The sequence below is a fragment of the Salinicola acroporae genome, assembly GCF_003206615.1.
GTDB lineage: Bacteria > Pseudomonadota > Gammaproteobacteria > Pseudomonadales > Halomonadaceae > Salinicola > Salinicola acroporae.
This window is the reverse complement of sequence record NZ_PZJW01000006.1, coordinates 36,998-50,293: the sequence shown is the minus strand read 5'-3', so window position 1 is coordinate 50,293 and position 13,296 is coordinate 36,998. Positions and strand designations below refer to the sequence as shown.

The window sequence follows — 13,296 nt, the reverse complement described above, 5'->3', positions numbered from 1 at the left end:
GGCCTTGTCCGTTTCCATGATTCGAGAGGTTCACCGTTATGCGTCAATGGTTTGCACTCAAGTGCACGGCCACAATGTTGTTGCTCGGCCTGCTGACGGCGTGTGCGCAGAGTCCACAGATCCTGTCCGTGAATCCCAAGGTGAGCGGCGACTTCCCGCACACCGGCAATGGGCAGGCGGTCGCCCTGGAAGTGGTCGACGGACGAGACAGCAGCGTCATCGGCACCCGCTCGGGAACGGCCTCGGCGACATCGACGATCACCGTCGAAGCCCACGACGTGATGCCCAAGATTCGCGCTCAGGCCGAGAACGCCCTGCGCAGCATGGGATTCAATCCGACCAGCCAGAACAGCGGCGGCCCTGCCCTGACGCTGACCCTGTCGGAGCTGAACTATGCTCGTGGCACTGCCGAGCAGCCGCTGCTGGGCGCCTCGCAGTTGCAGGCGATCATCCAGGCGGAAGTCGACAACGGCGGCAACACCTACACCGGCCGCTACACCGCCAAGCGCTCGCAGAGCTACGCGCTCAAGCCGGACTGGGATACCAACAACCGCATGGTCAGTGAGCTGTTGAGCAACGCCCTGGACCGGACGTTTCGCGATCAGCAGCTGGCCAACCTGCTGGCCCGCTGACCTTCCCCCGCAACAGCGCCTCAGCGGCGTGCCGGAACGACGAACCGCCTGTCACGGTAACGTGGCAGGCGGTTCGTCGCTTACGGGTGTTCGTCGCGGGAGCGGGCTGGGCCGCGCCGGGTCAGTTGCCAGACGCTCTCGGCCAGGCCGTCGGCGGCGGTGGCAACATCGCAGAGCACCAGTTCGAAGTTCGGCGCCATCAACGTCTCGACCTCGGCGTGAGTCACGCTGAACGGCGGGCCTCGGTCGGGATCGTCATGGGTCAGGGTAACCAGCAGGCCGCGCGTGCCGGGCAGCAACAACTGCCCCAGGTGGTGGGCGTAGCGTTGACGCGTGGCGGGCGGCAGTGCAATCAGCGCGGCCCGGTCGTAGAAAGCGGCGAGCTCGGCGGCCTGCTCCACCTGGAAATGGAAGAAATCGCCACACCACAGCTCGACACGCCCCAGGCGGGTGCACTCGAAGCCAGACTGGCGATAACGTAGCGCCGCCCGCCTCTTTCCCGCGAGGCACGGCTCTTCCGCAATGAACTGTTCGATGGCCAGCGGCGACAGCTCGATTCCCAGCACCGGGTTGCCATGCTCGACCAGCCAGTGCATGTCCTGACTCTTGCCGCACAGCGGCACCAGAACCTTGGCGCCGGCGCGCACCCCGAGCCGGTCCCAGAACCCCTCCAATGCCGGGTGTGGCGCCTGACGATGGAATCCGATGCGTCCCTGCCGCCAGCGCTCCAGCCAGTCCGCCCCGCTCATGTCGTTCCCCTTCGGAAACTCAGAACCAGCGGTCGCGCTTGCGACGGCGGCGCGGCAGGTGCGGGACGATCAGACCCAGAATCAGGCCTGCACCGGCGACACCGCCACCGTACATGAAGTAGCGCATCAGCAGGTCCTCCTCCTGGGTATCCAGACGCGCCTGCATCTCGCGCATCTTGCTTTCCGCCTGGGAGTAGGCCTGGTTGAGCTGGTTGTTGGTAGCCTGAAGCTCATCGACCTGCGCCTGGCGGTCCTTCAGGTCGTTGCGCATATCGGCGACCCGCTGGTTCCACTCATCGTCGATGCCGTCGAGACGTGTGGTCAACTGATCGACCTTCTTCTGCAGCGCCGGCAACTGCTGCTGAGCGCTGGGCTGGTCCTGGATGAACTGGGACTGTACCCACACCTCGTCGCCATCCGGCCCGCGGACCTGGGTGTAGTCCCCCTGGGTCTGCAGCACCGTCACGGGATCGCCACTGGTGAGCGTCCCGACGATACGATAGCCGTCGGTCGGACCGCTGCGCACGAAAGTGGTCAGGGAATCGCTGACCCAATGACCATCCTGCGCCAGAGCGGAAGCGGAGAACAGGGCGGCGCTCAAGGCGCAGCCCATGACTAGATTTCGAATTTTCAACATATCGTCGTGATCTTAAGTGGCTAATCGATAACGGTTGGGCATCTCTTCACGCAACGATGAATCGGGCGACGATGAGACCACACCTCGCGTCCTGCGAGGGCGGTGATCCAGTCATCCACACTTTCTGTGGATAACCATTTGGACAACTTGCGTAACAGTGGCGCCATTCGCCGGCTACCCCGGCATTCGCGACAAACTGATGAAAAACTAACCAATTCATGAAGTTTCGAGTTGCCGTCTCAGCTGTCGTCCCTGGGCGGCCAGGCCATGGGCCGCGGAAACTCGGTAACGTTGCCTTCGGCCTTGACCGCCTTGGCCACGCCTCCACGCTCCACCTCATCGATACGCACGATCGCACTGTAGGGTATGTAGCTGCGATTGACGCCATCGAAGGTTCGGCGCAGTTTTTCCGCGCCGGGATCGACCACCACCTTGGACTGATCCTCGAACACGAAAGACTCGACCTCGATGAATCCCCACAGATCGCTTTGGAAGATCTCCCTGGCGTAGAGTTCCCACACCTCACCCTGATTGTGAAACACTACCCGATAGATCGGCTTGCTGGGCATAGACGAACGGCTCTCTCGATAACATCGGCCACGCTCGCGAGCATTCGTTCCCGGACCATGGCATCGCAAATAGGCGCAAGGGTACCACAGCCGCCACGCCATGCGAGCGACACGGGTTGGCTGTATCGCCCCATCGCCCGTATAATGCCGCGTTCTCGAGGAAGCACGGCCCGGCAGCGACTCCACGCCGGCAGCCGGTTCCAGCTGTTTTTCTCATCCTCCACGGGGCATCGGTGACGCGCGCATGGCCGCAGCAACGCAACCTATGACGAAGAAGCTGTTCATCAAGACCCACGGCTGTCAGATGAACGAGTACGATTCCGCCCGTATCGCGGACCTGCTCGGCGAATCTCATCGTCTGGAACTCACCGACAAGGAGGGCGAGGCTGACGTCATCCTGCTCAACACCTGTTCGATTCGCGAGAAAGCCCAGGAGAAGGTGTTCCACCAGCTCGGGCGCTGGAAGAAGCTGAAGGCCGCGAACCCGGACCTGGTGATCGGCGTGGGCGGCTGCGTGGCCAGCCAGGAAGGCGAGAACATCCGCAAGCGCGCGCCGCATGTCGACATGGTGTTCGGCCCGCAGACCCTGCACCGGCTGCCGACGATGCTCGACGCGCGCAGCAAGAGCGCCACGCCGATCCAGACGGTGGACGTCACCTTCCCCGAGATCGAGAAGTTCGACCACCTGCCCAAGCCGAAATCCGACGGCGCCACCGCCTTCGTCTCGGTCATGGAAGGCTGCTCCAAGTACTGCACCTTCTGCGTCGTCCCCTACACCAGGGGCGAAGAGGTCTCGCGCCCCTTCGAGTCGGTGATGGAAGAGGTCGTGCATCTCGCCGAACAGGGCGTTCGCGAAATCAACCTGCTGGGGCAGAACGTCAATGCCTACCGCGGACTCGACGCCGAGGGCGACGAGATCGATCTGGCGGAACTGATCGCCTGCGTGGCGGCGGTGGACGGCATCGACCGCATCCGCTTCACCACCTCGCACCCGGTCGAATTCTCCGACAGCCTGATCGAGGCCTACGGCGAGATCCCGGAGCTGGTCAGCCACCTGCACCTGCCGGTCCAGTCCGGCTCGGATCGCATCCTGGCGGCGATGAAGCGCGGCCACGGGCGTGACATGTACATCGACAAGCTCGAACGCATCCGCGCCCTGCGCCCGGACATCAGCTTCTCCTCGGATTTCATCATCGGCTTCCCCGGCGAGACCGATGCCGACTTCGAGGACACCATGGACCTGATCCATCGGATCGGCTTCGATGCGTCGTTCAGCTTCATCTACTCGAAACGTCCCGGCACGCCCGCCTCCAGCCTGCCGGACGAGACGACGCAAGAGACCAAGAAGCAGCGTCTGGCGATCCTGCAGGACCGACTCAACCAGCAGACCCAGCAGATCAGCCGGCGCATGGTCGGCAACCGCGAGCGGATCCTGGTGACCGGCTTCTCGCCCAAGGACCCCGGGCAGCTGTCGGGGCGGACCGAGAACAACCGCGTCGTCAATTTCCGGGCCGAGGACCCGACCTCGCTGATCGGCTACTTCGTCGATGTCACCATTACCGAAGCGCTGCCCAACTCGCTGCGCGGCGAGCTGGCCTCTCCACAGCGACATTGACCCGGTGTGAGGATAAGGCGCGGACGTCGCGCCTTTCCTCATGCCCGGCCGCCGTTCTCGCATCGCTCGTCGCACTGGCTCATCTCCGGCTGAGCGATGTCGATCCGACTTGATCACGATCATTGCCCCGACCGGAAGCGGCGCAGTAAGCTGACGACACTTACCCACTCCAACGGATCTCTTTGCGTTGACCCAAGACCAGCAGTCCGACAACCGCGTCGTGTCCCTGACACTCGAACCCAACGACCCCATGCGTCTGGCCAATCTCTGTGGCCAGCGCGATGAGCACCTGAAGCTCGTCGAGGCGCGCATGGGCGTGACCCTGCGCAATCGCGGCAACGTCTTCCAGCTCGCCGGCCCGGATGCCGGCGTCAAGGCGGCGGCGAACGTACTCGAGCATCTCTATCGCGAGACCGAAGCCGACGAGCTGACGCCGGACACGGTCCACCTCTACCTGCAGGAGTCGGGCGTCGAGGCGATGGAGGAGGAGACCGGTGATATCGAAGCCGGCGGCCTGCTGATTCGCACGCCGCGGACGCTGATCAAGCCGCGCGGCTTCAACCAGCAGGGGTATGTCGCCAGCATCCGCCGCCACGACATCAATTTCGGCATCGGCCCGGCAGGCACCGGCAAGACCTATCTCGCGGTCGCGGCGGCGGTCGAGGCGCTGAATCGCCAGGAAGTGAGGCGCATCCTGCTGGTGCGCCCGGCCGTCGAGGCCGGCGAGAAACTCGGGTTCCTGCCCGGCGACCTGGCCCAGAAGATCGATCCCTACCTGCGCCCGCTCTACGACGCCCTCTACGAGATGCTGGGCTTCGAGCACGTCAACAAGCTGATCGAGCGCCAGATCATCGAGATCGCACCGCTGGCCTATATGCGAGGACGCACGCTCAACAACGCCTTCATCATCCTCGACGAGAGCCAGAACACCACGCGCGAGCAGATGAAGATGTTCCTGACCCGTATCGGCTTTGGCTCGACCGCCGTCATCACCGGCGATGCGACGCAGGTCGACCTGCCGCGCGGCTCGAGCTCGGGGCTGATCCACGTCCTCGAGGTGCTGCGCGATACCGCCGGTATCGGTATTACCCAGTTCGCGCCCAAGGACGTCGTCCGCCATCCGCTGGTACAGCGGATCATCGAGGCCTACGACATCCACGAGGCGACGGAGGAAGCGGCCCAGCGACAGCGCCGCGAGGACCGCCGCCAGGCGCGTCTCGATGCCGAGACCCAGCGGGATCACGACGACTCATGACCCTCGAGATCGATCGCCAGGTCGCCGTCGGCGACGGGGCCGAAACCGAATTGCCCGAGGCAGCCGACCTCGAACGCTGGATGACGGCAGTGCTCGAGCACGAGGCGGATCCGCGCAGCGAATTGACCGTCCGTTTCGTCGAATGCGACGAGAGCCGGCAGCTCAACCACGCCTATCGGGGCAAGGACAGTCCGACCAACGTGCTCTCCTTCCCGTTCGAAGCCCCTCCCGGGCTCGAGCTGCCGCTGCTCGGCGACCTGGTCATCTGCCACGAGATCGTGGTGCGAGAAGCGCGGGAACAGGGCAAGTCGACCCATGACCACTACGCCCATCTGGTAATACATGGTGGCTTGCATTTGCTCGGCTATGACCATATAGATGACGAGGAAGCCGAGCGAATGGAGGCGCTGGAGCGTGCGCTGCTCGCCCGGTTCGGCATTGCGGACCCCTATCGCGACACCGATCCGATACCCGAGGCCTAGACTTCGACACACAACTCCGACACTCAGTGCCATGCCGACACCGACGAGATCTTCCTGCCTTCACTGGGAACGATCCAGCGAGACCCCGGCCCCGACGGCCGAACAGCCCGACGAGCCTCCGCCTGGCCGCCTCCGGATTGCGGACGGCCCCCTCTGGATATCGATCATCGATTCGATGCGTCCCGCTATCGGGTATGCGCGTGCCGTGGCGTCTTCATCACCCAGCCGGACGCCCCGGAGCGATATCACTTTCCCCTTCCGTGCGTCATCCGAGGACAAGAGACCACAGTCATGAGCGAAGACCGATCGAGTAGCCAGGGCAGTCGATCCTGGCTTGAAAAACTCATCAGTACCTTCTCCAGCGATTTCGATGAACCCAGCTCCCGTGAGGAGCTACTCACCTTCCTGCGCGAGGCTGGTCCCCGCCTGAACCTGGATCAGGATGCACTGACCATCATCGAGGGCGCCTTCCAGATCAGCGACCAGCAGGTGCGGGAGGTGATGATTCCTCGCTCCCAGGTGACCGCCATCAGCGTGGCCCAGCGACCGGAGGACTGCCTGCCGGTCATCCTGGAAACCGCGCACTCTCGCTATCCGGTGATCGACGACAATCTCGATGATGTGCTCGGGATCCTGCTGGTCAAGGACCTGCTGCCGTTGCTCAAGGGCAACAGCGAGGAACGCGAAGCCTTCGAGCTGCGGGACGTGCTGCGCCCGGCGATGTTCGTGCCGGAGTCCAAGCGGCTCAACAGCCTGCTCAAGGAGTTCCGCGATACTCACAACCACATGGCGATAGTGGTCGACGAGTACGGCGGGACCGCCGGTATCGTCACCATCGAGGATATCCTCGAGCAGATCGTCGGCGATATCGAGGACGAGCACGATACCGATGAAGAGGAAGACATTCGCGACATGGGCGACGGTACCTACGCCGTCCGCGCGTTGACGCCGATCGAGGACTTCAACGACCACTTCGATACCGAGTTTTCCGATGATGAGTTCGATACCGTCGGCGGACTGATCATGCAGCGTTTCGGCCATCTCCCCGGCCGCAACGAACACACCGACCTCGGCGCGTGGCGGTTTACCGTTCTCAATGCCGATAATCGCCGCATCCGGCTGCTGCAAGCCAAGCCAGTACCGGCCGAGGTCGAGAGTGAGCCCTCGCGCCAGATCGAGGGCTGATCGATCCCGCCCTCGCGGGTCGCAACCAGCTGGCGCATTTGAGCGGCAACTTTGATATAAGGGGCACTTTTCATCAGGAGTGCCACCGACATGCCGCAAGCCAAGCCGTTGATTTCCGCCCGCCGCCCGTGGCCTGGCTATCTCGCTGCACTGGTCGCCGGCGGGTTCTCGACGCTCTCCTTCGCGCCCTTTCATCTATGGTGGCTAGGGCCGGTCGCGGTGGCCCTGATGTACCTCGGCCAGCACCGCCTGAGCGTCGGCCAGGCGGCACTCCGCGGCTGGCTGTTCGGCGTCGGGCTATTCGGTACCGGCACGTCCTGGGTGTACGTCTCGATCCATGACTACGGCTACACCGGCGTGCCCCTGGCGCTGTTCCTGACAGCGCTGTTCGTCGCCACGCTGGCGCTGTTCCATGCCTTCATCTTTGGTCTCTATCGCCGCTTCACCGCACCCCGATTCGCCTTTCTCAGCTTCGCCGGCGTCTGGGTGCTGGGGGAAGCCTTCCGCAGTTGGGCCTTCACCGGCTTTCCCTGGCTGCTGCTGGGCAGTGCCCAGGTCGACTCCCCCTTGGCGCCGTGGGCGCCTGTCGGCGGCGTCTACCTGCTGTCGTTGATCGTCGCCCTGACGGGAACCCTGCTGGTCGAGTTCTGCCGTCGGCGCTGGTGGGCGATCGCCCCCATCGCCATGCTCTGGCTGGCACCGCTGGCGCTGCCCGGCCAGTGGACCACCCCGGCGGCCGATCCGCTGCGGGTGGCGCTGCTGCAGGGCAATCTACCCCAGCTTTCCAAGTGGAGCGCCGAAGGACAGCGCAACGCCGTCAATACCTATACCCGCATGACCCGCCAGCAACCCGACGATGTCGACATTATCATCTGGCCGGAGACCGCGCTGCCGATGTTCGAGCGCCAGGCCCGCCCGTTCATGGCCCGCCTGCAGTCGACGCTGCCACCGCAGACCTCGCTGCTCACGGGTATCGTTCAGCGTGACGAGGCAGGGCGTTACTACAATGCGATTACCGGCGTCGGCGATGTCCGCGGCGAATACCGCAAGAGTCACTTGGTGCCGTTCGGCGAATTCCTGCCGCTGGATTTCCTGCTGCGTGGGATCATCGACTTCTTCGACCTGCCGATGTCGGACTTCGCAGCGGGTGCCGACTCCCAAGCGCCGATCCTGACCCATGGCGTCGCTATCGGCAGCGCCATCTGCTACGAGATCGTCTACCCCGACCTGGTCGCCGAGCGGGCGCGAGATGCCAACGTCCTGCTGACGGTCTCCAACGATACCTGGTTCGGCCGCTCGATCGGTCCATTGCAGCACCTCCAGATGGCACGCCTGCGTGCGCTCGAGAACGGTCGCTACGTCGTCCGCGCCACCAGCAACGGCGTCACCGCGATCATCGACGATCAGGGCCATCTGCGAGAGCGCGCACCGCAGTTCGAGGCCGCCAGCGTCGTCGGTGACGTCGTCCCGATGACCGGGCTGACGCCGTTCACACGCACCGGTAGCTGGCCGACCTGGCTACTCTCCCTGCTGCTGCTGGCGCCGGCGCTGGTCTGGAAGACACGCCAGCCATCTTGAGGCGATTCGTCGGCGATACCGCCATCCACGGGATTCCCTCGAATCCGGCGGGTGGCGGTGTCGTCTTTTCGAAACGATCCCCCCACACCAGCCATTCCGCGCTTCCCTCTTCCCCCTACACTCTCTTCCGCTTTTCCAATATGCGACGCACGTTTATCGATTGGTTCCGAGCCGACGCTTGCCACTTGCCTACAGCAGACCGATAGCGTTGGATGGAGGTCTTCACTCCCGGTCATCGAGTCCGTCATGACACTGCCACTGGTCTCCCCCGACGATATCCGCAGCGCCTTCTCGCAAGCCATGTCCGACATGTATCGCCAGGAGGTGCCGCAGTATGGCGACCTGCTGGAACTGGTCGCCGACATCAACCTCGAGGCCCTCGCGGCAAACCCGGCGCTGGCCGCCCAGTTGGGTGCCCACGACGAAACGTCACGCCTGGACGTCGAGCGCCACGGCGCGATTCGGGTAGGCACCGCCGAAGAACTGTCGATGCTCAGGCGCGTCTTCGCACTGATGGGCATGTTCCCGGTGAGCTACTACGATCTGTCGGCAGCCGGCGTACCGGTTCACTCCACGGCGTTCCGACCCATCGACGAGGCAGCGCTCAAGCGCAACCCGTTCAGGGTATTCACCTCCCTGCTGCGCCTGGAACTGATCGAAGAGGACGGGCTGCGCCGCCGGGCCGCCGCGATTCTGGCCGAGCGCGATATCTTTACGCCCAAGGCCAGGGAGCTGGTCGCGGTCGGCGAACGCCAGGGCGGTTTCGACCGTGACCAGGCCGAATGCTTCGTCAGCGAAATCCTCGAGACGTTTCGCTGGCATCGCGACGCGACCGTCGATCACGACACCTACCGGGCGCTGCACGACGCGCACCGCCTGGTGGCCGATGTCGTCTGCTTTCGCGGCCCGCACATCAATCACCTCACCCCGCGAACGCTGGATATCGACGCCGCCCAGGCCGCGATGCCGAGCTATGGCATCACGCCCAAGGCGGTCATCGAGGGCCCGCCACGGCGCCACTGCCCCATCCTGCTGCGCCAGACCAGCTTCAAGGCACTGGAAGAGCCAGTGCGTTTCGCTTCCAGTGACGAGAATGGCACCCATACCGCCCGCTTCGGCGAAATCGAGCAGCGCGGTGCGGCGCTGACGCCCAAAGGCCGGGCGCTCTACGACGAGCTGCTGACCCGCTCGCGGCAGGCACCGGCCGCGGCCGACAATACGGCGCATCAGCATCAGTTGAGCGAGTGCTTCTCGGCGTTTCCCGACGATCCTCAGACGCTGCGACGCGACGACCTCGCCTACTTTCGATACCGCGTCAGCGATAGCGGCCGCCAGCGGCTGGCCGGAGGCGAACCGGTCCCCGTCTCTCTCGACGCCGCCATGGCAGCCGACTGGATCGACGCCACGCCGATCACCTACGAAGATTTCCTGCCGGTGAGCGCTGCCGGCATCTTTCAGTCGAACCTGGGCGATGCCCAGCATCACGCCTATGCCAGCGAATCCAACCAGAGCGCCTTCGAACTGGCGCTGGGCAGGCCGGTCCACGATCAGTTCGAACTCTATGGCCGGCTGCAGACGGACTCGCTGGAGCGGGTCCGACAACAGCTGGGGCTGGAGGCGTGAGGGCCACCGCACAGGAGGCGTCGTGGCCAGAACACTTCTCGTCGCCTGAATGGCGATAGCCATTCGTCGGTCGCCCTAGGCTGAGAGCTTCGCTCGACATCCATGGAGACTGGCAATGGCAACGGTCAACAATAACAATGCGACCGCTTCGGCCCCGACCGACATCGATCTGGCCACACTACGCAAGGTGATCGCAGCATCGGCGATCGGCAATTTCGTCGAGTGGTTCGACTTCGCCGTCTACGGCTTTCTGGCCGTGATCATCGCGCAGCATTTCTTCCCTCCCGGCGACGATTCACTGGCACTGCTGCAGACATTCGCGGTATTCGCAGTCTCGTTTGCGCTACGTCCGCTGGGCGGCATCTTCTTCGGCATGCTCGGCGACAGAATCGGACGCAAGCGCATCCTCTCCGTCACCGTGCTGCTGATGGCCGGCGCCACCACCCTGATTGGGGTATTGCCGACCTACGCCAGCGTCGGGCTGTTCGCCCCGCTGGCGCTGGCGCTGGCCCGCTGCGTCCAGGGTTTCTCCGCCGGTGGCGAATATGCCGGCGCCTGCGCTTTCGTGATGGAACACGCGCCGCGCACCCGCAAGGCCCGTTACGGCAGCTTCGTGCCGGTCTCGACTTTTCTCGCTTTCGCTACCGCGGCGGCACTCACCTACGCCATCAGTGCACTGCTGTCCGAACAGGCTCTCAACGCATGGGGCTGGCGCGTCCCCTTTCTGATCGCGGCGCCGCTGGGGCTGGTGGGGCTCTACATGCGACTGCGCCTGGACGAATCCCCTGCCTTCCAGGCCCTGAAAGCCCATCATGCCGTGCCGCAGGCACCGCTGAAGGAGACCGTCCGCACCCATGGCGCCACCATCGTCAGCCTCAGTGCCTTCATCTCGGTGACGGCGCTGTCGTTCTACATGTTCACGACCTACTTCACGACCTACATGCAGGTGGTCGGCAACGCCTCCCGCACCGTCGCACTGCTGGCCAGCCTCGTCGCGCTGCTCTTTGCCGCGGCGTTGTGTCCGTTCGTCGGGCGCTACGCCGATCGGGTCGGACGCCGCAAGACGATCCTGACCGCCGGGGCGTGCCTCATCGGAGCGGTCTTCCCCGCCTATACCCTGGCCGGCAGTGGCGAGTGGTGGGCATCGCTGATCGGGGCGATGCTGATGGCGGTGGGCGCGGTGATCTGCGGCGTGGTGACGGCGGTACTGCTGTCGGAGCAGTTCCCGACGCGCGTTCGATATACCGCCTCGGCGCTCTGCTACAACGTCTCCTACACGATCTTCGGCGGCACCGCGCCGCTGGTGGCGACCTGGCTGATCGAGCGCACCGGCAACAACCTGTCGCCCGCGCTCTACCTCATCGCAATCACGCTACTGGCGATGTGGGGCGGGCTGCGCCTGCCGGAATCCTCGCACCGGGCGCTGGACGCCGACGAGGCCAAGTGGCAGCGAACCCCCAAGCCAGACGCGCAACCCGCTCTCTAGACTTCTCGCTCGCAAAGCGCGCACTCATGGCTGACGGGCATAGACTCTTGCCCGCCAGTCGGCCACTTCGTAATCCGTATCGAAGTGACAGCCCCCATCGTAGACACTGGCTTCCCGCGTTTCGCAGTAGCGGGCGATCGCCTCCGGGGTGGGCTTGCGGTCGTGCTCCACCCAGCGGTCGAGGGCCTCGAGCGCGGCAGCATACTGCGGCGTCGAGAGCTTGCTGTGCACCGCTTCGTCGGTATAGATCTGGACCAGGCTGTCGGCAGTCCCGCTATCCTCACGTGCCCGCCGATAGAGCCACTCGTTCTCCACGAAGATGATCGGATCGTCGATCGCGTGCATGGTCACGGTGGGGATATCGGTCATCCCGGTGAGCCCGGCATCCTCGCCCAGCTTCTGGACCGCACGGGCATCCTCGTCGAACCGGGAGATCCCCGCGTTGAGCGCATCATCGTTGCTGGAGCCGCGGTAGCGCACGCCGCGGTTCGAAAACGGGCTTGCCCCATCGAGCCGCTGCTCGACCATGTCCTGGAACAGGAACGTCGACCAGCGCATGTGCGCCTTCAGCGTGCTCGGCGGGATCCGCACGACATCGACGATATTGTTCAGCGTCTGCTGCTGGACGAGGGTGCGCTGCTCGGCCGGCAGCCCGGCGCCGGTGCACGCGTCGACCCGCGCGTTGAGCGCTTCCGGGGTCATGTCGCTGCCTTCCGGCAACCCTTCCCACAAGGGATATTGCCGTTCTCCGGGATAGGGATGGTTGGCGCAGTAGTACTGGTAGACCGCCCGCAGGTCGGCGCGGAACTGGTAAGCCTGGGCACCGCCCCCCAGCACGCCGCTGGTCAGCAGCGCCCCGTCGTAACGGTGCCGGCCCGCCTCGTCAGTCCCGTAGAGTTCCATGGCCTTGGCGGCGACGTTGCCCCCCCACGACTGCCCGTGGAGATAGATGCGATCGGGTCGGCCGAAGCGCTCGACGAAAAGCTGGCGCAGATAATCGGTATCCTCGGCCGCCATTCGCACGCCGTAGCCGCCCCGCCGGTAGCTGGAGCCGGCCCAGGCATAACCCTCCCGGAGCATCACGTCGTACTGGCGCAGATCGATATCGAGCGGATCGTCGGGTCGAGGCGCGTTGGGGCGCGGACCGCCGTGGCTGTGAAGCACCAGCTTGTGGTTCCAGCCGTCGGGGATCGCGATCCAGTAATAGGCGCCATGGGCATCCTGGCCGCTAAAGCAGCGTGTTGCGTCGGGCAACCAGCCAGGGCAGCCGGCGCTCGCCATGGACTCGGCGTCCCGGGCCAGCGCATCGGCGTGGAGGGGGCCGCAGATCCCTCCCAGCAGGCCGACGGCCAGCAGGCCCCGTTGCCACTTGTGGATTGACTTCGGCACGATCCGACCCCTCGTCGATTTCAGCGTGGAATGCCGTTACGACTTATGTCGATGCCGAATGTTCCCCGGCATCTCCGGCTTCGCGCCAGCCGTCGG

General features: G+C 64.7%; 12 protein-coding genes. 8 read left to right on the top strand and 4 right to left on the bottom strand.

Going from position 1 to position 13,296, the window contains the following annotated elements:
- Positions 1-38 precede the first annotated feature (38 nt).
- Positions 39-632 carry a YajG family lipoprotein gene (locus tag DOM54_RS09600; RefSeq protein ID WP_110716132.1) on the top strand — a complete coding sequence of 198 codons (594 nt, stop codon included), beginning with the start codon at positions 39-41 and terminating at the stop codon, positions 630-632.
- An 80-nt stretch (positions 633-712) separates the two neighbouring features.
- Here DOM54_RS09600 and DOM54_RS09595 read toward each other — a convergent pair whose 3' ends face one another.
- From DOM54_RS09595 to DOM54_RS09585, 3 genes are all read right to left on the bottom strand, one after another.
- Complete coding sequence (locus DOM54_RS09595) at positions 713-1,381, bottom strand: class I SAM-dependent methyltransferase (RefSeq protein ID WP_110716131.1); 669 nt, start codon at positions 1,379-1,381, stop codon at positions 713-715.
- 19 nt (positions 1,382-1,400) lie between these two features.
- Positions 1,401-2,018: a TIGR04211 family SH3 domain-containing protein gene (locus DOM54_RS09590; RefSeq protein ID WP_110716130.1), complete on the bottom strand. Its 618-nt coding sequence runs from the start codon at positions 2,016-2,018 to the stop codon at positions 1,401-1,403.
- A gap of 239 nt (positions 2,019-2,257) precedes the next feature.
- Positions 2,258-2,587, bottom strand: a complete 330-nt coding sequence (locus DOM54_RS09585) for a DUF1820 family protein (RefSeq protein WP_110716129.1) — start codon at positions 2,585-2,587, stop codon at positions 2,258-2,260.
- A gap of 265 nt (positions 2,588-2,852) precedes the next feature.
- Between DOM54_RS09585 and miaB the strand changes: the two genes are divergently transcribed.
- The 7 genes from miaB to DOM54_RS09550 all read left to right on the top strand — a co-directional run bounded on the left by miaB (position 2,853) and on the right by DOM54_RS09550 (position 11,811).
- On the top strand, positions 2,853-4,202 hold the full coding sequence (gene miaB, locus DOM54_RS09580; RefSeq protein ID WP_110716128.1) for a tRNA (N6-isopentenyl adenosine(37)-C2)-methylthiotransferase MiaB: 1,350 nt from the start codon (positions 2,853-2,855) through the stop codon (positions 4,200-4,202).
- Between the two features lie 250 nt (positions 4,203-4,452).
- On the top strand, positions 4,453-5,457 hold the full coding sequence (locus DOM54_RS09575; RefSeq protein WP_110716635.1) for a PhoH family protein: 1,005 nt from the start codon (positions 4,453-4,455) through the stop codon (positions 5,455-5,457).
- On the top strand, positions 5,454-5,939 hold the full coding sequence (gene ybeY, locus DOM54_RS09570) for an rRNA maturation RNase YbeY (protein WP_110716127.1): 486 nt from the start codon (positions 5,454-5,456) through the stop codon (positions 5,937-5,939). Before DOM54_RS09575 ends, ybeY begins: the two co-directional genes overlap by 4 nt.
- Before the next feature lie 291 nt (positions 5,940-6,230).
- Complete coding sequence (locus tag DOM54_RS09565; protein WP_110716126.1) at positions 6,231-7,124, top strand: HlyC/CorC family transporter; 894 nt, start codon at positions 6,231-6,233, stop codon at positions 7,122-7,124.
- Between the two features lie 90 nt (positions 7,125-7,214).
- The gene (lnt, locus tag DOM54_RS09560; RefSeq protein WP_110716125.1) at positions 7,215-8,702 is read left to right on the top strand and encodes an apolipoprotein N-acyltransferase; all 1,488 of its coding nucleotides are present in this window, start codon (positions 7,215-7,217) and stop codon (positions 8,700-8,702) included.
- A 246-nt stretch (positions 8,703-8,948) separates the two neighbouring features.
- Positions 8,949-10,325 carry a 2-oxoadipate dioxygenase/decarboxylase HglS gene (gene hglS / locus DOM54_RS09555; protein WP_110716124.1) on the top strand — a complete coding sequence of 459 codons (1,377 nt, stop codon included), beginning with the start codon at positions 8,949-8,951 and terminating at the stop codon, positions 10,323-10,325.
- A gap of 115 nt (positions 10,326-10,440) precedes the next feature.
- Positions 10,441-11,811, top strand: coding sequence for an MFS transporter (locus DOM54_RS09550; RefSeq protein ID WP_110716123.1), 1,371 nt, complete (start codon positions 10,441-10,443; stop codon positions 11,809-11,811).
- A gap of 24 nt (positions 11,812-11,835) precedes the next feature.
- On the opposite strand, the gene DOM54_RS09545 is transcribed toward DOM54_RS09550, so the two are convergent.
- Positions 11,836-13,200 carry an alpha/beta hydrolase family protein gene (locus DOM54_RS09545; protein WP_110716122.1) on the bottom strand — a complete coding sequence of 455 codons (1,365 nt, stop codon included), beginning with the start codon at positions 13,198-13,200 and terminating at the stop codon, positions 11,836-11,838.
- Between the last annotated feature and the right edge of the window lie 96 nt (positions 13,201-13,296).